This is a genomic window from Rathayibacter sp. VKM Ac-2927 (assembly GCF_022815525.1).
Lineage (GTDB): Bacteria > Actinomycetota > Actinomycetes > Actinomycetales > Microbacteriaceae > Rathayibacter > Rathayibacter festucae.
On the sequence record NZ_JALGRT010000001.1, the window covers coordinates 783,483 to 803,190 of the forward strand.

Below are 19,708 nucleotides of genomic sequence, written 5' to 3' on the forward strand. Positions count from 1 at the left end.
GTGGCGACGTCGCCTGGACGAACGGTGCGGGACGCGCCGGGGAGATCAGAGAGCGAGGACGCGGGCCGCGGCTTCGGCGAGGGCCCGGCCGTAGGAGGGTCCGTGGCCGGCGGCGTGCACCGCGAGCGGGTGGAGCTGGTGCAGCGGCACGCGATCGGCGGCGCCCGGCCGCAGCGGGTGGACCTCCTCGTAGCCGGCGAGGACGTCGTCGAGCCGGGGCAGCCCGAACAGTGCCAGCATGGCGAGGTCCGTCTCGCGGTGGCCGCCGTGCGCAGCCGGGTCGATCAGCACCGCGCCCTCGTCCGACCACAGCACGTTGCCGTTCCAGAGGTCGCCGTGCAGGCGCGCCGGGACGTCGTCGTCGTCGAAGGCTCCGGCCCGGACGAGGTCGAGGGCGCTCTCGACGGTGCGGGCGTCGGCGGAGGACAGGTTCCCCGCCTCGAGGGCCGGGCGGAGGAAGGGCCGGACCCGCTGCTCCGCGTAGAAGCGGCCCCAGGAGTCCTCCGGAGTGCAGGGCATCGTGCGGCGTCCGATGAAGGCGGGGCCGGACCAGCCGACCGGCGGCGCACCGAAGGCGGCGGCTCCCGCGTCGTGCGTGCGCGCGAGGGCGCCCCCGAAGCGCCGGGCGGCCTCCCGCGTCGGGCGGGCGAAGCGGACCTCTTCGAGCTCGATGCGGCCGGGCTCGACGAGCAGCACCTCGGCGCAGCGCGCTCCCCCGGCCTCCTCGGCCTCGGCCAGCCAGCGCAGTCCCGCCGCCTCCCACTCGAAGAACTGCGCGGGAGCGGACGGGTTCGTCTTCACGAAGGGCATGCCTCCCACGCTAGTCAGCCTCCGCCGAGCGGATCGAGACCGGGGCCGACCTGCACCGGGAACGACGAGAGGGGCCGCCCGCCGAAGCGGACGACCCCTCTCGAGAGATCAGTAGGAGAACCTACTTGACGATCTTGGTGACCGTTCCGGCACCCACGGTGCGGCCACCCTCACGGATGGCGAAGCCGAGGCCCTCCTCCATGGCGATCGGCTGGATCAGCGCGACCGTCATGTCGGTGGTGTCGCCGGGCATGACCATCTCGGTGCCCTCGGGCAGCGTGATGACGCCGGTGACGTCGGTGGTGCGGAAGTAGAACTGGGGGCGGTAGTTCCCGTAGAACGGGTTGTGACGCCCACCCTCGTCCTTGGACAGGATGTACGCGGTGCCCTCGAAGTCCGTGTGCGGCGTGACCGAACCCGGCTTGACGACGACCTGGCCGCGCTCGACGTCCTCGCGCTTGGTGCCGCGGAGGAGCAGACCGCAGTTCTCGCCGGCCCAGGCCTCGTCGAGCTGCTTGTGGAACATCTCGATGCCGGTGACCGTGGTCTTCTGCGTCGGGCGGATGCCGACGATCTCGACCTCGGAGTTCAGCGAGAGGGTGCCGCGCTCGGCGCGACCGGTGACGACGGTTCCACGACCGGTGATCGTGAAGACGTCCTCGATCGGCATGAGGAACGGCTTGTCCTTGTCGCGGATCGGGTCCGGGACGGAGGCGTCGACGGCGTCCATGAGGTCGAGGATGGACTGGGTCCACGCCTCGTCGCCCTCGAGGGCCTTGAGGCCGGAGACGCGGACCACGGGGGCGTCGTCGCCGGGGAAGCCCTGCGAGGACAGCAGCTCGCGGACCTCGAGCTCGACGAGCTCGAGGATCTCCTCGTCGTCCACCATGTCGGCCTTGTTCAGGGCGACGAGGAGGTACGGCACGCCGACCTGCTTGGCGAGGAGGACGTGCTCACGGGTCTGAGCCATCGGGCCGTCGGTGGCGGCGACCACGAGGATCGCGCCGTCCATCTGAGCCGCGCCGGTGATCATGTTCTTGATGTAGTCGGCGTGACCGGGGGCGTCGACGTGCGCGTAGTGGCGCTTCGGCGTCTCGTACTCGACGTGCGAGATGTTGATCGTGATGCCGCGCTGGCGCTCCTCGGGAGCGGAGTCGATCGACGCGAAGTCACGCTGGACGTTGGTCGCGGACGGGTACTTGTCCGCCAGAACCTTCGAGATCGCCGCGGTGAGGGTGGTCTTTCCGTGGTCGACGTGACCGATGGTTCCGATGTTGACGTGCGGCTTGGTCCGCTCGAACTTGGCCTTAGCCACTGTGGGTCCTCCTCAGGACTTAGGTGCAAGCATCCGCATCCGACGCCGCACGGGGCGGCACGAGGACAGGAGGACTTGCGGGGGTTTTGTGTAGGTATGTTACCGGCAGTGGTCGCGCGGGCCATCCGATGAGGATCCGAGGCGCGCAGAACGCGGCAGCAAACCCGCACGACACTACCAGGCCCGCCGCGGTTCCGCAGAACCGCGGCGGGGGTGGGACGAGTGCTACTCGCCCTTGTTCTTCTGGACGATCTCCTCGGCGACGGCCTTGGGGACCTCGGCGTAGGTCTCGAACGTCATCGAGTAGACCGCGCGGCCCGAGGTCTTCGAGCGCAGGTCGCCGATGTAGCCGAACATCTCGGACAGCGGGACGTTGGCCTTGATGACCTTGACGCCCGCGGCGTCCTCCATCGACTGGATCATCCCGCGACGCGAGTTGAGGTCGCCGATGACGTCGCCCATGTACTCCTCGGGCGTGCGGACCTCGACGGCCATCAGCGGCTCGAGGAGGACCGGCTGCGCCTTGCGCGAGGCCTCCTTGAACGCGATGGAGCCGGCGATCTTGAACGCCATCTCCGAGGAGTCGACGTCGTGCGCCGCGCCGTCGGTCAGGGTCGCCTTGATGCCCACCATGGGGTAGCCGGCGAGGACGCCGACCAGCATGGCGTCGCGGATGCCCGCGTCGACCGAGGGGATGTACTCGCGGGGGACGCGACCACCGGTGACGCCGTTGACGAACTCGTAGGTCTTGTCGGCCTCGACCTCCATCGGCTCGATGGAGATCTGGACCTTCGCGAACTGGCCCGAGCCACCCGTCTGCTTCTTGTGGGTGTAGTCGTACTTCTCGACCGTGCGGCGGATCGTCTCGCGGTAGGCCACCTGCGGCTTGCCGACGTTGGCCTCGACGTTAAACTCGCGCTTCATGCGGTCCACCAGGATGTCGAGGTGCAGCTCGCCCATTCCCTTGATGACCGTCTGACCGGTCTCCTGGTTCTGCTCGGTGCGGAAGGTGGGGTCCTCCTCCGCGAGCTTCTGGATCGCGGTGCCGAGCTTCTCCTGGTCGGCCTTCGTCTTGGGCTCGATGGCGACCTCGATGACGGGCTCCGGGAAGGTCATCGACTCGAGCACGACCTGCGCGGTCGGGTCGCTCAGGGTGTCACCGGTGGTGGTGTCCTTGAGGCCGATGACGGCGTAGATGTGGCCGGCGGTGACCGAGTCGACCGGGTTCTCCTTGTTGGAGTGCATCTGGAAGATCTTGCCGATGCGCTCCTTCTTGCCCTTGGTCGAGTTGATGACCTGGGCGCCGGAGTCGAGCTTGCCCGAGTAGACGCGGACATAGGTGAGGCGACCGAAGAACGGGTGCACCGCGACCTTGAACGCGAGCGCCGAGAAGGGCTCGGTCGAGTCCGCGTGGCGCATGATGACCTTCTCCTCGTCGCGGACGTCGTGCGCCTCGATGGCGGGGACGTCGAGCGGGGAGGGGAGGTAGTCGACGACCGCGTCGAGCATCGGCTGGACGCCGCGGTTCTTGAACGCGGAGCCGCAGAGCACGGGGTAGATGTCCGAGTTGACGGTCAGCTTGCGGATGGCGCCCTTGATCTCGGCGACCGTGAGCTCCTCACCGCCGAAGTACTTCTCGAGCAGCTCGTCGGAGGTCTCCGCGACGGTCTCGAGCAGCTTCTCGCGGTACTCGGCGGCCTTGTCGGCCAGGTCCGCGGGGATCTCCTCGATCTCGTACTTCGCGCCGAGCGCGACGTCACCCTTCGAGTCGCCGCGCCAGGTGAGCGCGCGCATCTCGACGAGGTCGACGACGCCCTCGAAGCTGGACTCCGCGCCGATGGGCAGCTGGATGACCAGCGGCTTGGCGCCGAGGCGGTTGATGATCGTGTCGACGGTGAAGTAGAAGTCGGCGCCGAGCTTGTCCATCTTGTTGACGAAGCAGATGCGCGGGACGTCGTACTTGTCGGCCTGACGCCAGACGGTCTCGGACTGGGGCTCGACGCCCTCCTTGCCGTCGAAGACGGCGACGGCGCCGTCGAGGACGCGCAGCGAGCGCTCGACCTCGACCGTGAAGTCGACGTGACCGGGGGTGTCGATGATGTTGATCTGGTTCTTGTTCCAGAAGCACGTCGTCGCGGCGGACGTGATCGTGATGCCGCGCTCCTGCTCCTGCGCCATCCAGTCCATCGTGGCGGCGCCGTCGTGGACCTCACCGATCTTGTGCGTGATACCCGTGTAGAACAGGATGCGCTCGGTGGTGGTGGTCTTGCCGGCATCGATGTGGGCCATGATGCCGATGTTGCGGACCTTGTTCAGGTCGGTGAGCACATCTTGTGCCACGGAGTTCCTCCGATAGGTGATGGAGCCAGCGCAACGGGTTCATGGCCGATCGGCTGGGATCGTGATGGTGGCGGTCGCCCGTCCACGCCGGATCCGAGGATCCGCCGCCGGGTCCGGTCCCGCGGCGCGCGCACTGAGGCGCGCGCCGCGGGACCGGGGGTCGCGCTCGCCGGGGGCGGGCGCGGGGTGCGCTACCAGCGGTAGTGCGCGAAGGCCTTGTTCGACTCGGCCATCTTGTGGGTGTCCTCGCGACGCTTGACAGCGGCGCCCAGACCGTTCGACGCGTCGAGGATCTCGTTCATGAGACGCTCGGTCATCGTCTTCTCGCGACGGGCCTTCGCGTAGCTGGTGAGCCAGCGGAGGGCGAGGGTGTTGGCGCGGTGCGGCTTGACCTCGACGGGGACCTGGTAGGTCGAGCCGCCGACGCGGCGGCTGCGGACCTCGAGGGTCGGACGGACGTTGTCGAGCGCCTTCTTGAGCGTGACGACGGCGTCCTGGCCGTTCTTGGTCGAGACCCCCTCGAGCGCGCCGTAGACGATGCGCTCGGCGAGGCCCTTCTTGCCGTCCAGGAGGATCTTGTTCACGAGCTGGCTGACGACCGGGGCGCCGTAGACGGGGTCTGCGACGACGGGGCGCTTAGGAGCGGGTCCCTTACGAGGCATTACTTCTTCTCCATCTTCGCGCCGTACCGGCTGCGAGCCTGCTTGCGGTTCTTGACGGCCTGGGTGTCCAGGGCGCCGCGAACGATCTTGTAGCGGACACCGGGGAGGTCCTTCACACGACCGCCGCGGACGAGCACCATCGAGTGCTCCTGGAGGTTGTGGCCCTCACCGGGGATGTAGGCCGTGACCTCGGTGCCGTTGGAGAGCTTCACGCGGGCCACCTTGCGGAGGGCCGAGTTCGGCTTCTTGGGCGTGGTCGTGTAGACGCGCGTGCAGACGCCGCGCTGCTGGGGGTTGGCCTTCAGGGCGGGCGCCTTGGTCTTGGTGACCTTCGGCGTGCGTCCCTTTCGGACCAACTGCTGAATCGTTGGCACTGATTTGCTCCTTGAATGCTGCACGGTGACAGCGGATCGATGGTCGACATTCGGCCTGCCCGTCTCCGGGACGGCCGAGTTCATCTGGACCCGACTCCCTCTCGGCCCCGACGAGCGGAGACCTGGAGGAGGAGGGGTATGCCGTGGGGGCCGCCCGATCGGACGAACCCGCGGGTCCTCGCGGACCCGGTGGAGCGAAGCGCGGCACTGCGCCGGCCCGGAGGCACGACACGAGCGCACGACAAAGCGCACACCCGAAGAATATTACGGGGAGTGACGGGGGCGGTCAACCGGACGGCGTTCGCCCTGGGAGAGAACGCCGCCCGGGAGCCTCACTCGCGCTCGTCGCCCTCCCAGCCCCAGTGCGGGGTCCCGCCGCCGGCGTCGCGGCGGGCGAGCATCGCGAGGAAGAGGATCTGCACCGCTCCGGCCAGCACGCCCGCGGCGATCGCGAAGGGCGTCGCGGCGTGGTCGACGACGAAGCGGAGGATGGCGCCCGGCTCCCCCAGGCCCAGGCCGTAGATCGCGCCGCCGACCAGGAGGAAGAGCGCGTAGACGACGACCGCCGTCAGCAGCGAGGGGCCGACGAGACGGCTGACGCCGGGCCGGGCGGCGAGTGTGATCATCGAGACGAGGACGGCGAGGACGCAGACCGCCACCACGACCGGGCCGAGGATCGGGCCGGCGTCGCGCTCGGGGACGACGTCCTGGTCCAGCAGCAGGCTGAGCACGCCGAACGCGCAGACCACGAGGGCGAGGTAGAGGAAGGACGCGAACGCCGCGAGGGCGATGCCGTAGCCGAGCCCGGCGCCGCGGCCCTGCTCCCCCGGGCCGGCGGCCGTCACGACTGCGCGGCGGCGTCGCGCTCGGCGTTGCGGCGCTTCACCCCGCGCGCCCGGCCGGCGATGAGGCTCCCGCCCCAGACGCTGACCTCCCGGGCGAGCACTGCGGCCGCGGCGACGGCGAGGAGGGTCGCGGGGTCGCGGAGGAAGTCGACGACGGCGGTGCGGTCCTGCGGCACGGCGAAGCCGCCGACCGCGGACCAGGCGCCGACGAGGGCCGCCGCGCCGGCGAGCAGGGCGACGAAGAAGCCGCCGAGGACGTAGGCCCACCAGCCCGCGCGGTTGACGGCGAGGACGATCAGGGCGAGGCCGACGAAGAAGGCGGCCACCGGGAGGAGGAAGACGGCCGTGGGGCCCTGCGCGAGCGCGATGGACGCGGGGTCGCCCGCGACGGCGTCGATCAGCACGCGGATCGCGGTGAGGGCGACGAGGTACAGGGCGGCGAAGACCGCGGTGGTGAGCAGGGCGATGGCCAGGCCGGCGAGGCGGTTGCCCTTCCGGCGGGCGGGCTCCGGCTCCGGCTCGACGGAGCCGAGCGGGGACGGCGACGCGGGCTGCGCCTCCTGCACGGCGGTGGCGCCGGTCGCGGGACGTCGGCCGCCCGGCTCCGGCTCGGGCCAGACGTACTCCCGGGTCGGCTCGGTCCCGTCGCCCGTCGTCGGCATCCGCGTGGTCTCGGCTTCGCTGTTCCCCGTCACTCCGACAGCTTAGGCACGGGTCCGCACGGGTCGAGCGACCGCCGCGCCCACCCCGGGACGGGGGACGCCGCCGCGGGCCGGTGGACGCCTCTGCGGGCCGGTGCGCTACTCGAGCGGGTGCAGCAGGCGGTGCAGGAACTGCCGGGTGCGCGGCTCCTGCGGCTCGCGGAGGATCTGCGCAGGGGCGCCGCGCTCGACGACCACGCCGTCGGCCATGAAGACGACCTCGGAGGCGACCTGCCGGGCGAACTCCAGTTCGTGCGTGACGACGAGCATCGTCCAGCCCTCGCCCGCCAGCTCGCGCATCAGCGAGAGGACGTCGCCGACCAGCTCGGGATCGAGCGCCGACGTCGGCTCGTCGAAGAGCAGCAGGTCGGGCCGGAGCGCGAGGGCCCGGACGATGCCGACCCGCTGCTGCTGGCCGCCGGAGAGCTCGAAGGGGTAGGCGCCGCCGCGGCCGCCGAGACCGACGCGCTCGAGCAGCGCCTCCGCCTCCGGGACCACGTCGGACGCCGGGCGGCGCTGCACGCGGAGCGGGCCCTCCGTGACGTTCTGCAGCACGGTGAGGTGCGGGAAGAGATTGAAGTGCTGGAAGACCATCGCCGAGCGGTCGCGCAGCGCGGTGAGCGCGCGCTTGCCGACCGGCCCGCCGAAGTCGAGCACCGAGCCGTCCGCGAGCTCGAGGACGCCGCCATCGGGGACCTCGAGGCTGTTCAACGAGCGCAGCACCGTCGTCTTGCCCGAGCCGGACGGGCCGATCAGCGCGATGACCTGACCGCGGCGGATCTCGAGGTCGATGCCGCGGAGGACCTCGACGCCGCTGAAGGACTTGCGCAGCCCGGTGGCGCGGAGGACGGGCCGGTCGCCGTCGGCGGGGCGGCCTGCGGTGCCGGAGGAGGCGTCAACGGGCGACATAGCGGTCCAATCGCTTCTCGAGGAGGCTCTGGCCGCTGGAGAGGACGAGGCAGATGAGCCAGTAGATGAGGGCGGCCTCGAGGTAGAGCAGCATGAACTCGCTCGAGGCGGTGGCGATCTTCTGCGCCTGGCGGAAGAGCTCGGTCACCAGGATCAGCGAGGCGAGCGAGGTGTCCTTGACCAGCGAGATGAACGTGTTGGAGAGCGGCGGCACCGACACCCGCGCGGCCTGCGGCAGGATGATCCGCCGCAGCGCGAGTCCGCGGCCCATGCCGATGGTGTGCGCCGCCTCCCACTGCCCCTTGGGCACGCTGAGGATCGCGGCGCGGATGACCTCTGCCGCGTAGCCGCCGACGTTCAGGGCGAAGGCGATGATCGCGCTCGGCCAGGGGTCGATCCTGACGCCCAGGCTGGGCAGGCCGTAGAAGATCACGAAGAGCTGCACCAGGAGCGGGGTGCCGCGGATCACGGAGATGTACGCCCGGGCGATCCAGGCCAGGACCTTCACTCGCGAGAGGCGCATCAGCGCGACGGCCAGCGCGAGGGCCAGGCCGAGCACGAAGCTCGACAGCGCCAGCGGGATCGTGCCGACGATGCCGCCCGACAGGATCGGCCAGAACGACCTGAAGAACAGTTCCATCTTGTCTTCTCCCGCCGGAGGCGGGAGAAGACCGCGGTCGGCATTTCGAGGTGGATGCGTGGGGCAGAGCGGGTCGCGTCCGCTTCCGAGAAATGCTGGCACGCATGCGGTGCTGCTGTGTCTTCTTCCTCTGAAGCGGAAGAAGACCGCGGTCGGCTTCTCGAGTTGGCGCGTGAGCAGAGCGGGTCGCGTCCGCTCCCGAGAAATGCTGGCACGCATTTCTCGGAACCGCTCGGCCTTGCGAAACGCGGGTGTCGGTCGACCCATGCTGGTCGAGCAGCCCCGCAGGGGCGTATCGAGACCCGCCGTGTCCGGGACGGTGGTCTGTGGACTCGCGTCCCGGTGACGGTGGATCTCGATGCGCCCGCTGCGCGGGCTACTCGATCAGCATGGTGCAGCTGGCGGTCGGATGCGGCGACCAGCGCCGCAGGCGTCCTTCTTGCTGGTCGAGTAGCCCCGGAAGGGCATATGGAGACCCGCCGTGGTCGAGACGGTGGTCGGCGGACTCGCGTCTCGGTGACGGAGGATCTCGATACGCCCGCTGCGCGGGCTACTCGATCAGCATGGTGCAGCCGGCAGCCGGAAGCGGCGACCAGCGCCGCAGGCGTCCTTCTTGCTGGTCGAGAAGCCCCGAAGGGGCGTATCGAGACCCGCCGCCGGAGGCGTGGCTACTGGGAGACGTCGGCGCCGAAGTAGCGCTCGGAGATGGAGGCGAGGGTGCCGTCGGCCCGCAGCTCGTCGAGGGCGCCGTCGACCGCGGCGACGAGGTCGTCCGAGCCCTTCGGGAAGGTGAAGGCGCTGGAGGAGCTGTCGTCGGTCGTCACGGCGACCTTGAGGCCAGCGGCCTGGTCGGGGTACGTCGTCGACCAGTCCAGCCAGGTGAGGCGGTCGTTGAGGGTCGCGTCCACGCGGCCCTGCTCGACGAGGGCGACGGCCTGGGCCCAGCCCTCGACGCCCTCGACGGTCGCGCCGCTGTCCTGCGCGAGCGTGTACCAGTTGCTCGAGAGCGACTGCGCGGTGGTCTTGCCGGAGAGCGAGTCGAGCGAGGTGATCTCGGTGTCGTCGGCCGGCACGACGACCACGCCGGGGCTCACCGAGTACGGCTCGGAGAAGTCGTACTTCGCGCCGCGCTCGTCGTTGATCGAGACCTGGTTGGCGATCACGTCGAAGCGGCCGCCGTCCAGACCCGCGAACATCGCGTCCCACTGGGTCTCCTCGAACTCCGGCTCGACGCCGAGCTTCTCGGCGACCGCGGTGATCACCTCGACGTCGTAGCCGGTGAGGTCGCCCGTGCCGCCGTCGGCGTGGAAGGAGAACGGGGAGTAGGTGCCCTCGGTGCCGATGGTCAGCTTCCCGGACTCCTCGACCTCGGCGAGCGTCAGCCCGGAGGCGGTCGAGGCGGTGCTGTCGTCGCTGGAGCCGGAGACCACGTCGTCGGTGGAGGCGGGGGCGCAGCCGGCCAGGACGAGGGCGGCGGCGGCCGCGGTCGTGCCGAGCAGGACGCGCAGCGAGGTGCGGGCGGGGAGGAGCGTCACAGTGTCTTTCCTTCGGTGCATCGCGGTGTCTCACGACCGGATCGCGGCCGGAGCCGCGCACGGTTCGGTGGGGTGGGGAGGAGCGGACGGCGATCGATCGCACGCGTCCGCACCCTCCACCCAACCAGCGGGAGGGGGACCGCTATTCCCGGATGTCGCCGTGTGACGCCGGCCGGACACCGAGATCCGCGAGGAACGACTCCGCGCCGGCGACCTCGTCCGCCGTCAGGCCGGCGGCCGCCTCGGGCACGATCAGGTGGAACGGCGTCTCCTGCTCGCGGGCCCAGTCGACGGCGTCGCCGCGGAGGTTGTCGTCGATCCAGACGACGGCGTCGATCGCGACCCTCTCCCGTGCCTGCTCGAGCCAGACGGCGACGGGCTGGAGCTTGCCGGTCTGCCCGGGGAAGCGCGGGTCGCGAGGGAGTCCGCCGCCGAAGACGATGGCCTCGGTGCCGGCCGGCAGACCGAGATCGCCCGCGAGTACCGAGGTGAGCTTCGGCGGCCAGGTGGTGGCCCAGACGATCGTGCCGACGGCGGCGAGGCGGCGCACCAGCTCCTCGCGCTCGGGCTCGAGCATCAGCCGGTGGCCGCCCGCCGCGCGGTCGCTCGAGACGGACGGGTTCAGGACGCCGTCGACGTCGAGCAGGATGAGGGCGGCCATGGCTGCAACCGTAGCCGCGGCCGCGGTCCGGCGCGAGGCGGGAGCGCCCGCTAGCGTGGGCGGGTGCCCCCCTCCGCCCGTCTCCCCGGTGGAGCACTGGTCTCGCTCGAGCCCGACCCGATCCGCGAGGGCTCGCTGGTGCTGGAGATCGACGGCTCGGAGCAGTCCCTGATCGACCTCCGCGCGCCCGAGCAGCTCGGCCTCGAGTACCTGGCCCGGCTCGGCGCCGCGGTCGATGCGCTCGCGCCGCCGGGCGTCCCGGTGACGGTCCTCCACCTCGGCGCCGGGGCGCTGGCGCTGGCGCGCCATGTCGCTGCGACCCGGCCGGGGTCCGAGCAGACGGTCGTCGAGCGCGCCGCCGGGCTGGTCGAGTTCGTGCTGGCGCACGCACCGCTCCCCACCGGGACGAGGCTGCGCAGCGTCACCGCGGACGCCGCCGGACCCCTCGCCGTGCCGCGGGCCGACCTCGTCGTGCTGGACGTCTACGACGGCGACGAGATCCCGGAGCCCTTCTACCGCACCGAGGTGCTCGGCGGTCTCGCCGGGCTGGTCGAGGGCTTCGGCCTGCTCGCGGTCAACGTCGCCGACGACGCCGATCACCGACGCCTGCGGCGGCTCCGGCGGGAGGTGCAGCGCGTGCTGCCGGTGGTCGCCGCCGTCGGTCCGCTCAGCTACGCCGAGGGGCGCGGGAGCGGCAACGCGATCCTGCTCGCCTCACGAGGCGACCTCGCCTCGCACGCCGCCGCCCGTCTCCTGCAGGCCGGGCCGCACCCGGTCGCGGCCGTTGCGGATCGCGACGTCGTGCCCGTCGAGGTGGCGGTAGAAGTCGACCCGTGACTCCAGCGCGATGCCGGCGTCGAGGTACTTGGCCTTGATCCGCTTGATGTAGGTGCGCACGGTGTGCTCGGCGATCCGCATGTCGAGGGCGACGTCCTTGACCGCCGTGCCGGACCCGTAGGAGCGCATGACGCGGCTCTCCTGCCGGCTGAGCACGGGCCGGCGGTGCTCGCCGGCGGCGAGGAAGCGGTGCCGGGCCGCTTCCGAGATCCAGGAGCGGCCGGACGCGACCGACACCAGGGCCGCGACGAGCTCGCCCGGCTCGTCGCCCTTCCAGACGAAGGCGGTGCGCTCGAGGCGGAGCACGGCGCGGACGGCCTCGAGCGAGTCCGACGCGGACAGCACCACCAGGCCGCGATGCCGCGCGCTGACCTCCGCTAGCGTGCTGGTCAGCACCTCGGGCGCGACCCGGTCGAGGTCCAGGACCGCGATCGTGTCCGCCTCGGCGGCGTCCGGGTCCGCGACACTCAGGTGCGGGAGGACGTCGACGAGGAGCGCCGCGAGAGCCGCGCGCTCGATGGACAGACCGCTCACCACGGTCACAGCGAACTTCTCGAATTCCGCCACGGAAACCCCTTGCGAGGACGGTCGGGTCCGTCCTGGATCGAACCGTAGCGAAAGGAGGACCGGCCGAGCCACGCACGGGACATTCCGTCCCGACGACCATCAGCGCATCTCCGCCGACCGCGGAACCCCCTCCTTGCTCGCGCCCCGCCCAGGAGGGCTAGTCTCCGTGACGATGAACGACTCCGACGAGACCGCCTTCCGCTCGACCCGGATCCCCGCCGACCAGGTGCGGGCCCGGATGCTCCGCGCCGCCCGCGAGGTCATCTCGGCCCACGGTCTCACGGTCGGCTTCGCCCACCTGCCGATGGAGGAGTACATCCGCCTGGCCGCCGTGCCGCGCAGCTCGGTCTACCGGATCTGGAGCACGCGGGAGGAGTTCGTCGCCGACCTCATCGGCGAGATCTTCGTCGCGGACCGCTTCGCCGACGGCGCGGATCCCGACGCCCAGCGGGCGATGACCGAGGTCTACGAGCGCTCCTCCGCCCACCTCGGCACCGCGGTGGGCCGCCGTCAGGTGGCCTGGGAGATGATCCGCATCGGTGCGAACTCCAGCGTGGAGACCCTTCGCGCCTCCGTCGACTGGTCCTCCTACAACGCGCTGCTGGCGTGCACCTTCTCGATGGAGGAGGGGCCCGCGCGCGAGGCGGTGCGCGCCACCGCCCGCCGGCTCGAGACCATGCTCAGCCAGCGGCTGCGCGACTACTACCAGGACGTCCTGGACCAGTTCAGCGCCTCGCTCCGGCCCGGCTTCACCACGCTCCAGCTCGCGCACCTCACCGCGATCGTCACGGACGGGCTGGTGCACCGCGGGCGGCTGCTCGACGACGAGCTCGACGCCGTCGTCACGGCGCCCGGCCTGGACGGCGAGCCCGTCGAGTGGAGCCTCACCGCCTGGACGATCCGCTCGATCGTCGACGGGATGCTCGAGCCGGTCGCCGAGGACGAGCCTCCCGCCGACCGCTAGAGCGCGGCGTCCTCCGCCGGTGCGGACCGGGTGGGCGCGGGCGCGGGCGGCACGGGCTCGCAGAACCCGTCGATCAGCATCAGCGTGCCCGCCACCACGAGCGAGGCCGAGTCCGGCCGACCCGGATCGATCGGTCCGGTCACCAGCTCGGGCGCGGCGATCCGGGCGACGCAGAGTCCCTCGACGAACGAGGAGATGGCGGAGGCGAGCACGGCGTACTCCTCCTCCCGCCCCGAGCGCAGGCGCAGGCCCGCCTCGGCGAGGGTGTGCCGGTAGTACTTCGCCATGTTCTCGATGAAGTGCACCTGGCGCGAGTGCAGGGCCTCGTGGATCGCGACGCGGGCCGACTCCGAGTGCGAGTCGACCGCGCCGATCAGGGCGACGAAGTTGCGCCAGTGCTGCGAGGCGAACACGTTGTCGTAGTTGGCCTCGATCGCGACGGTGAGCGAGGCGACGAGGATCTCGCGCATCTGCTCGGGAGTCGGCTGCTCGGCGAGGCGGCGGTGCAGGTAGGCGTCCCCCGCGGTGAGCGAGGTGGGGTCGAGCCGGGCCGTGAGGATCCGCTCGGGGATCGCCGCGACCAGCTCGTCGTAGAACGCCTGGCGGGTGGGCCAGATCCGGTAGACCGTGCTGCGCGGCACTCCGGCGGAGCGGATGACGTCCTCGAGCGGCAGGTGCGAGACGCCGACGCGCAGGCCCTCCGCGCGGACGACCGCGAGGGCGGCGTCGAGGAGCCGGGTCCGGACCTGCTCGCGGCTGAGTCGGGCCGGTCGCGGCGGGACCTCGGGCGGGGTGTCGGTGCCCATCGTGCCTCCGGAGGCGGGTGAGCGGGGCGGCTTCGGCGTCCCCGGTGCCCCCGAGCGTAGACGATCGCCGACAGTCGTCGCGCACATCGGCTACTCGGGAGGTCACAGAGGCAGCCGGACGCGCCGGACGGGCGCGGCTCGCGCTCGGCGTGCGAGCCGCGCGAGCCGCGCTGCCTGTCCCCCAGGCGGCCGCCCCTTCGGCCGATCTCGACCGTAGGCGCTCGATCAGGGCCGCGTCAAAACTCCGGACATCATGTCCCGCCGATCAGGGGCGGAAGGGATGGCGGGGCTCGTCCGACGGCGGCAGGAGGTGCTGCCCCGCGCGCACGGCGCCGAGGCGCGGGATGCCGAGCTCGTCCGCCACCGCACCGGCGACCTCCGCCTCGGCGTGGCCGGCGAGCTCGACGTTGCGCATCAGCTTGGCGTGGTGGCAGGGGCTGGCATCGATGGCGACCACCATCGCCGAGAAGCGCAGCGCGTCGCCCAGCCGCGCCATCGGGTTCAGCTCCGCGAGCACCGACGGGACGTCCGGCATCGACAGCAGCGTGTAGTAGCAGGTCGACACGACGTAGTCGTCGACGCCCGCCTCGGCCGACGGCGGCGCGACGATGATGTCGCCGAGCGACACCGAGCCCGTCCGCGACCCTAGGACCGAGGCGATGGTCACGCGGATGTCGCCGGCGAGCGAGACCACGCGGACGCTCTCCGGCCACGGCGGCAGGGCCGCGAGCTGCGTGGAGCCGGTGCGCAGGGCGATCCCCGCCTGCGAGGACAGCGCGTCGATCATGGGCATGCCCGTGCACTCCCCCGCGTTGCCCGCGTCCTCCGAGGCCGCCGCGCCGCACGAGGCGAGCAGCGCCGAGATGCCGAGGCGCGACTGCGGCTCGAGTCCGCCGACCACCGCGGGGCTGACCGTGCCGGTCGAGTCGATGATCTGGCCGAGGCGGAGGGCGAGGTCCGAGCCGGTGTTGGGCGTGCCGAAGGTGACGACCTCGCGCACCATCGACTCCACCGGCACTCCGTCGACGCTCTGGCTGAGGGCCTGGCGCGCGGCGAGGCCGCCCATCGAGTGGGCGACGACGACGGCCCGGTGGCCGGTCGCCGCCGTGAGGCAGGCGATCGAGGAGGCCAGGGCGTCGGCGATGCCGGGATCGGTCACCCAGCGGGCCGCGAGATCGCGGTAGTCGAAGGTGTAGACGACGGCGCCCTCGGTGTCCTGGAACGCGCCGATGAGCGAGCGCTGGGAGGTGGTGACCGGCTGGTCGACGCCGTTGGTGGCGACCAGGTCGACCAGGTGCGAGAAGGCGCCCGTGCGCGACTCGTCGTGCGTCGCGGTGCCGAGCCAGCCGTGCAGCACCAGGATCGGCACCAGCGAGGCCGCCGCCGTGGACTCGACGTCGTCGCCCGGGAGGACCGGGGCGAGCTCGGCGATGCCGCAGGTCGCCGGCGGAGGGGCGGTGGCTGCCGCCGCGGCGGCCGCGGTGCCCGACGGTACGACGACGGCACCGACCACCACGAGAAGGGCGGCCAGCACGGCGATCAGGACTCTCATCCGCACGTTTCCTCACCGCCGCGACCCCTGCTGAGCGGGTTCAGGGGATCGACCGGACGAACGTCCCAGAAGTCAATCATCCCGGGGCCCCCGTTCGGGCTCGCTGTCGGGAAATCGACGGACCCCCAGTCAGGGTGCCCTTACCGCGCGCCGCGCGAGGCCGCCGTCCCGCGTCGTCCCGCCCTCACGGTGCCGCGGACGACGAAGGGCCCCGCCGGTCTCCCGGCGGGGCCCTTCGTCACTCAGACCGTGCTCAGCTGTAGTTGCCGGGCTCGTAGCCGTCGCTCGAGAACGAGTCGAAGTCGACGAACGAGAGGTCCGCGTCGCTGAACGCGGCGTCGTCGGCGAAGATGCGGTTGGGGTACCGCTCGGCCTTCGCCTCCTCCGTCGCCTCGACCGACACGTTCCGGTAGCGGGGCAGACCCGTTCCGGCCGGGATCAGCTTTCCGATGATCACGTTCTCCTTGAGGCCCATCAGCGGATCGCGCTTGCCCTCCATGGCCGCCTGCGTCAGGACGCGGGTGGTCTCCTGGAAGGACGCGGCCGACAGCCACGACTCGGTCGCGAGCGAGGCCTTGGTGATGCCCATGACCTCCTGGCGGGCGGACGCGGTCCGCTTGCCCTCGGTCAGAGCCGCACGGTTGACCTCGCTGTAGCGCGAGCGGTCGACGAGCTCACCCGGCAGCAGGTCGGTGTCGCCGTGGTCGACGACGGTGACCTTGCGGAGCATCTGCCGGACGATGACCTCGATGTGCTTGTCGTGGATCGGGACGCCCTGCGAGCGGTAGACGCCCTGGACGCCGCCGACGAGGTGCTTCTGGACCTCGCGGACGCCCAGCACGCGCAGGACCTCCTTGGGGTCGACCGTTCCCACGTGCAGCTGCTGACCGAGCACGACCGACTGGCCGTCCTCGACGAGGAGCTGCGAGCGCTTGAGCACCGGGTAGATGACCGCCTCGTCGCCGTTGTCCGGCTGGAGGATGACCCGGCGGGCCCGGTCGGTGTCCTCGATCGTGATGCGACCGGCGGCCTCCGCGATCGGCGACGCACCCTTGGGGGTGCGGGCCTCGAAGAGCTCCTGCACGCGGGGCAGACCCTGCGTGATGTCGTCGGCCGAGGCCGATCCACCGGTGTGGAAGGTGCGCATCGTGAGCTGCGTGCCGGGCTCGCCGATCGACTGGGCCGCGATGATGCCGACGGCCTCTCCGATGTCGACGAGCTTGCCGGTGGCGAGCGAGCGGCCGTAGCAGGCCGCGCAGACGCCGACGGCCGACTCGCAGGTCAGGACCGAGCGCACCTTGATGTGACGCACCTCGGCACCGACGAGCTTCTCGATGAGGACGTCGCCGACGTCCTCGCCGGCCTCGGCCACGACCTCGCCGGCCTCGTTCGTCGCCGCGGTGGCGAGCGAGCGGGCGTAGACGGAGTTCTCGACGTTCGAGTCCTGGATCCAGGCGCCGGTGGCGTCCTGGAGCATGATCGGCAGGTCGAGGCCCTTGGTCGTGCCGCAGTCGTCCTCGCGGATGATGACGTCCTGCGAGACGTCGACGAGTCGACGCGTCAGGTAGCCCGAGTCCGCGGTGCGGAGCGCGGTGTCGGCCAGGCCCTTGCGGGCACCGTGCGTGGCGATGAAGTACTCGGCGACCGACAGTCCCTCGCGGTACGAGGAGATGATCGGTCGGGCGATGATCTCGCCCTTCGGGTTGTTCACCAGACCGCGCATGCCGGCGATGTTGCGCACCTGCAGCCAGTTTCCACGGGCACCGGAGGTGACCATGCGGTTGATCGTGTTGTCGATCGGGAAGTTCGCGCGCATCGCCTTGGCGACCTCGTCGGTCGCCTCGGTCCAGATCTTCACGAGCTCCTGGCGGCGCTCCGCCTGGGTGGTCAGACCCTTGTCGTACTCGGACTCGACCTTGGCCGCCTTCTTCTCGTAGCCCGCGATGATGACGGGCTTCGAGGGCGGGGTGAGGATGTCCGAGAGGGCGACGGTCACACCGGACCGGGTGGCCCAGTAGAAGCCGGCGTCCTTGATGCGGTCGAGCGAGGCGGCGACCTCCACCTTCGGGTAGCGCTCCGCGAGGTCGTTGACGATCCCGGAGATGGTCGTCTTGTCGGCGACCTGCTCGAAGTAGGGGTAGTCGACCGGCAGCGCCTCGTTGAAGAGGGCGCGGCCGAGCGTCGTGTCGAGGAGGACGGGCGCGGTGACCTTGCCCTTGTCGTCGATCTCGACACCCTCGGGGGTCTGACCCTGAGCGAAGTACACGTCCGACATGCGGATGCGGACCTTCGAGTTCAGGTGCAGCGAGCCCTGGTCCTTCGCGAGGATCGCCTCCGAGACGGAGGAGAACGCGCGGCCCTCACCGGCGCCACCCTCGCGGATGGTCGTCAGGTGGTGCAGGCCGATGATCATGTCCTGCGTGGGCAGGGTGACCGGACGGCCGTCGGAGGGCTTGAGGATGTTGTTCGAGGCGAGCATCAGGATGCGCGCCTCGGCCTGGGCCTCGACCGACAGGGGCAGGTGGACGGCCATCTGGTCGCCGTCGAAGTCCGCGTTGAACGCGGCGCAGACGAGCGGGTGCAGCTGGATCGCCTTGCCCTCGACCAGCTGGGGCTCGAAGGCCTGGATGCCGAGTCGGTGCAGGGTGGGCGCGCGGTTGAGCAGGACGGGGCGCTCGCGGATGATCTCCTCGAGCACGTCCCAGACCTGCGGACGCGAGCGCTCGACCATGCGCTTGGCGGCCTTGATGTTCTGCGCGTGCGACAGGTCGATCAGGCGCTTGATGACGAACGGCTTGAACAGCTCGAGCGCCATCTGCTTGGGCAGACCGCACTGGTGCAGCTTGAGCTGCGGTCCGACGATGATGACCGAGCGGCCCGAGTAGTCGACGCGCTTGCCCAGCAGGTTCTGGCGGAAGCGACCCTGCTTTCCCTTGAGCATGTCGCTCAGGGACTTCAGGGCGCGGTTGCCGGTGCCCGTGACGGGACGGCCGCGGCGGCCGTTGTCGAAGAGGGCGTCGACCGCCTCCTGGAGCATGCGCTTCTCGTTGTTCACGATGATCTCGGGGGCACCGAGGTCGAGCAGGCGGCGGAGGCGGTTGTTGCGGTTGATGACGCGGCGGTACAGGTCGTTCAGGTCGGAGGTGGCGAAGCGGCCACCGTCGAGCTGGACCATCGGGCGCAGCTCCGGCGGGATGACCGGGACCACGTCGAGGACCATCGCGGCCGGCGAGTTGCCGGTGGCGAGGAACGAGTTGACGACGCGCAGGCGCTTGATGGCGCGGATCTTCTTCTGACCCTTGCCCTCGGCGATCTGCAGGTGCAGCGTCTCGGCCTCGGCCTGGAGGTCGAACTGCTCGAGGCGCTTCTTGATCGCCTCGGCGCCCATGTAGGCCTCGAAGTAGACGCCGTAGCGGTCGACGAGCTCGTTGAAGACGGCGTCCTCGGGCTTGAGGTCGCCGACCTTCAGGGTGCGGAACTGCTCCCACACGCTCTCCAGTCGCGCGATGTCCTCGTCGAAGGACTTGCGGATCTGGCCCATCTCCTTCTCGGCGCCGTCCTTGGTGCGGCGCTTCTGGTCGCTCTTCGCGCCCTCCGCCTCCAGGGCGGCGAGGTCGGTCTCGAGGCGCGCCAGGCGGTCCGCGATGCGGGAGTCGCGCTGGTCCGAGAGGGTCTTGATCTCGAGCCGGAGCTCGTTCTCGAGGCCGGGCATGTCGGCGTGACGGCCGTCGTCGTCCACGTCGATGATCATGTACGCCGCGAAGTAGATGACCTTCTCGAGGTCCTTCGGCGCCATGTCCAGCAGGTATCCGAGGCGCGAGGGGACGCCCTTGAAGTACCAGATGTGGGTGACGGGGGCGGCGAGCTCGATGTGGCCCATCCGCTCGCGGCGGACCGAGGACTTGGTGACCTCGACGCCGCAGCGCTCGCAGACGATGCCCTTGAAGCGGACCCGCTTGTACTTGCCGCAGGAGCACTCCCAGTCGCGCGAGGGTCCGAAGATCTGCTCGCCGAACAGACCGTCCTTCTCGGGCTTGAGGGTGCGGTAGTTGATGGTCTCGGGCTTCTTCACTTCACCGTGCGACCAGCGACGGATGTCATCGGCCGTCGCGAGGCCGATGCGCAGCTCGTCAAAAGTTGTTACGTCGAGCAATGTTTTCTCCTTGTCGGAAAACAGGGTGTCTCGTCAG

The 19,708-nt window shown here is 70.7% G+C and carries 16 protein-coding genes; 1 reads left to right on the forward strand and 15 read right to left on the reverse strand.

Translation table 11 applies throughout. The features are described 5' to 3' along the window. Positions 1 to 45 precede the first annotated feature (45 nt). The 12 genes from MT353_RS03750 to MT353_RS21865 all read right to left on the reverse strand — a co-directional run bounded on the left by MT353_RS03750 (position 46) and on the right by MT353_RS21865 (position 12,196). Entirely contained in the window at positions 46 to 828 is a 783-nt protein-coding gene (locus MT353_RS03750) for a fructosamine kinase family protein (RefSeq protein WP_279400543.1), read from the reverse strand. A 103-nt stretch (positions 829 to 931) separates the two neighbouring features. After that, entirely contained in the window at positions 932 to 2,125 is a 1,194-nt protein-coding gene (gene tuf, locus MT353_RS03755; RefSeq protein WP_123445037.1) for an elongation factor Tu, read from the reverse strand. A 225-nt stretch (positions 2,126 to 2,350) separates the two neighbouring features. Further along, positions 2,351 to 4,465 (reverse strand): elongation factor G, encoded by a 2,115-nt coding sequence (gene fusA / locus MT353_RS03760; protein WP_123445036.1) that lies wholly within the window; start codon positions 4,463 to 4,465, stop codon positions 2,351 to 2,353. Positions 4,466 to 4,656: 191 nt separating this feature from the next. Further along, the gene (gene rpsG, locus MT353_RS03765) at positions 4,657 to 5,127 is read right to left on the reverse strand and encodes a 30S ribosomal protein S7 (RefSeq protein ID WP_056037355.1); all 471 of its coding nucleotides are present in this window, start codon (positions 5,125 to 5,127) and stop codon (positions 4,657 to 4,659) included. Continuing rightward, on the reverse strand, positions 5,127 to 5,501 hold the full coding sequence (rpsL, locus tag MT353_RS03770) for a 30S ribosomal protein S12 (RefSeq protein WP_011186743.1): 375 nt from the start codon (positions 5,499 to 5,501) through the stop codon (positions 5,127 to 5,129). Before rpsL ends, rpsG begins: the two co-directional genes overlap by 1 nt. Before the next feature lie 332 nt (positions 5,502 to 5,833). Further along, the gene (locus tag MT353_RS03775) at positions 5,834 to 6,346 is read right to left on the reverse strand and encodes a DUF6121 family protein (RefSeq protein ID WP_123445035.1); all 513 of its coding nucleotides are present in this window, start codon (positions 6,344 to 6,346) and stop codon (positions 5,834 to 5,836) included. Continuing rightward, positions 6,343 to 7,041, reverse strand: a complete 699-nt coding sequence (locus MT353_RS03780; RefSeq protein WP_243600553.1) for a hypothetical protein — start codon at positions 7,039 to 7,041, stop codon at positions 6,343 to 6,345. Before MT353_RS03780 ends, MT353_RS03775 begins: the two co-directional genes overlap by 4 nt. Positions 7,042 to 7,146: 105 nt before the next feature. Beyond that, the gene (locus MT353_RS03785) at positions 7,147 to 7,956 is read right to left on the reverse strand and encodes an amino acid ABC transporter ATP-binding protein (protein ID WP_243623619.1); all 810 of its coding nucleotides are present in this window, start codon (positions 7,954 to 7,956) and stop codon (positions 7,147 to 7,149) included. Then, positions 7,943 to 8,596: an amino acid ABC transporter permease gene (locus tag MT353_RS03790; RefSeq protein ID WP_243623620.1), complete on the reverse strand. Its 654-nt coding sequence runs from the start codon at positions 8,594 to 8,596 to the stop codon at positions 7,943 to 7,945. Before MT353_RS03790 ends, MT353_RS03785 begins: the two co-directional genes overlap by 14 nt. A gap of 668 nt (positions 8,597 to 9,264) precedes the next feature. After that, complete coding sequence (locus tag MT353_RS03795; RefSeq protein WP_374204684.1) at positions 9,265 to 10,131, reverse strand: amino acid ABC transporter substrate-binding protein; 867 nt, start codon at positions 10,129 to 10,131, stop codon at positions 9,265 to 9,267. A gap of 142 nt (positions 10,132 to 10,273) precedes the next feature. Then, entirely contained in the window at positions 10,274 to 10,792 is a 519-nt protein-coding gene (locus MT353_RS03800) for an HAD domain-containing protein (RefSeq protein WP_243623621.1), read from the reverse strand. A gap of 714 nt (positions 10,793 to 11,506) precedes the next feature. Then, positions 11,507 to 12,196 carry a LuxR C-terminal-related transcriptional regulator gene (locus MT353_RS21865; protein ID WP_123735020.1) on the reverse strand — a complete coding sequence of 230 codons (690 nt, stop codon included), beginning with the start codon at positions 12,194 to 12,196 and terminating at the stop codon, positions 11,507 to 11,509. A 172-nt stretch (positions 12,197 to 12,368) separates the two neighbouring features. On the opposite strand from MT353_RS21865, the gene MT353_RS03810 reads away from it, so the two are divergent. Further along, on the forward strand, positions 12,369 to 13,160 hold the full coding sequence (locus tag MT353_RS03810) for a hypothetical protein (protein ID WP_243623622.1): 792 nt from the start codon (positions 12,369 to 12,371) through the stop codon (positions 13,158 to 13,160). On the opposite strand, the gene MT353_RS03815 is transcribed toward MT353_RS03810, so the two are convergent. The 3 genes from MT353_RS03815 to MT353_RS03825 all read right to left on the reverse strand — a co-directional run bounded on the left by MT353_RS03815 (position 13,157) and on the right by MT353_RS03825 (position 19,671). Further along, positions 13,157 to 13,966: a TetR/AcrR family transcriptional regulator gene (locus MT353_RS03815; protein ID WP_243623623.1), complete on the reverse strand. Its 810-nt coding sequence runs from the start codon at positions 13,964 to 13,966 to the stop codon at positions 13,157 to 13,159. The genes MT353_RS03810 and MT353_RS03815 overlap by 4 nt on opposite strands. 265 nt (positions 13,967 to 14,231) lie before the next feature. After that, positions 14,232 to 15,518: a triacylglycerol lipase gene (locus MT353_RS03820; RefSeq protein WP_243600548.1), complete on the reverse strand. Its 1,287-nt coding sequence runs from the start codon at positions 15,516 to 15,518 to the stop codon at positions 14,232 to 14,234. 253 nt (positions 15,519 to 15,771) lie between these two features. Next, entirely contained in the window at positions 15,772 to 19,671 is a 3,900-nt protein-coding gene (locus MT353_RS03825; RefSeq protein WP_123445025.1) for a DNA-directed RNA polymerase subunit beta', read from the reverse strand. Between the last annotated feature and the right edge of the window lie 37 nt (positions 19,672 to 19,708).

What these genes read in the sequence shown, in the direction of transcription:
- rpsG (WP_056037355.1), bottom strand. Translation starts at nt 5,127, where the DNA reads ATGCCTCGTAAGGGACCCGCTCCTAAGCGCCCCGTCGTCGCAGACCCC.
- MT353_RS03785 (WP_243623619.1), bottom strand. Translation starts at nt 7,956, where the DNA reads ATGTCGCCCGTTGACGCCTCCTCCGGCACCGCAGGCCGCCCCGCCGAC.
- MT353_RS03790 (WP_243623620.1), bottom strand. Translation starts at nt 8,596, where the DNA reads ATGGAACTGTTCTTCAGGTCGTTCTGGCCGATCCTGTCGGGCGGCATC.
- MT353_RS03800 (WP_243623621.1), bottom strand. Translation starts at nt 10,792, where the DNA reads ATGGCCGCCCTCATCCTGCTCGACGTCGACGGCGTCCTGAACCCGTCC.
- MT353_RS03810 (WP_243623622.1), top strand. Translation starts at nt 12,369, where the DNA reads ATGAACGACTCCGACGAGACCGCCTTCCGCTCGACCCGGATCCCCGCC.
- MT353_RS03815 (WP_243623623.1), bottom strand. Translation starts at nt 13,966, where the DNA reads ATGGGCACCGACACCCCGCCCGAGGTCCCGCCGCGACCGGCCCGACTC.
- MT353_RS03820 (WP_243600548.1), bottom strand. Translation starts at nt 15,518, where the DNA reads ATGAGAGTCCTGATCGCCGTGCTGGCCGCCCTTCTCGTGGTGGTCGGT.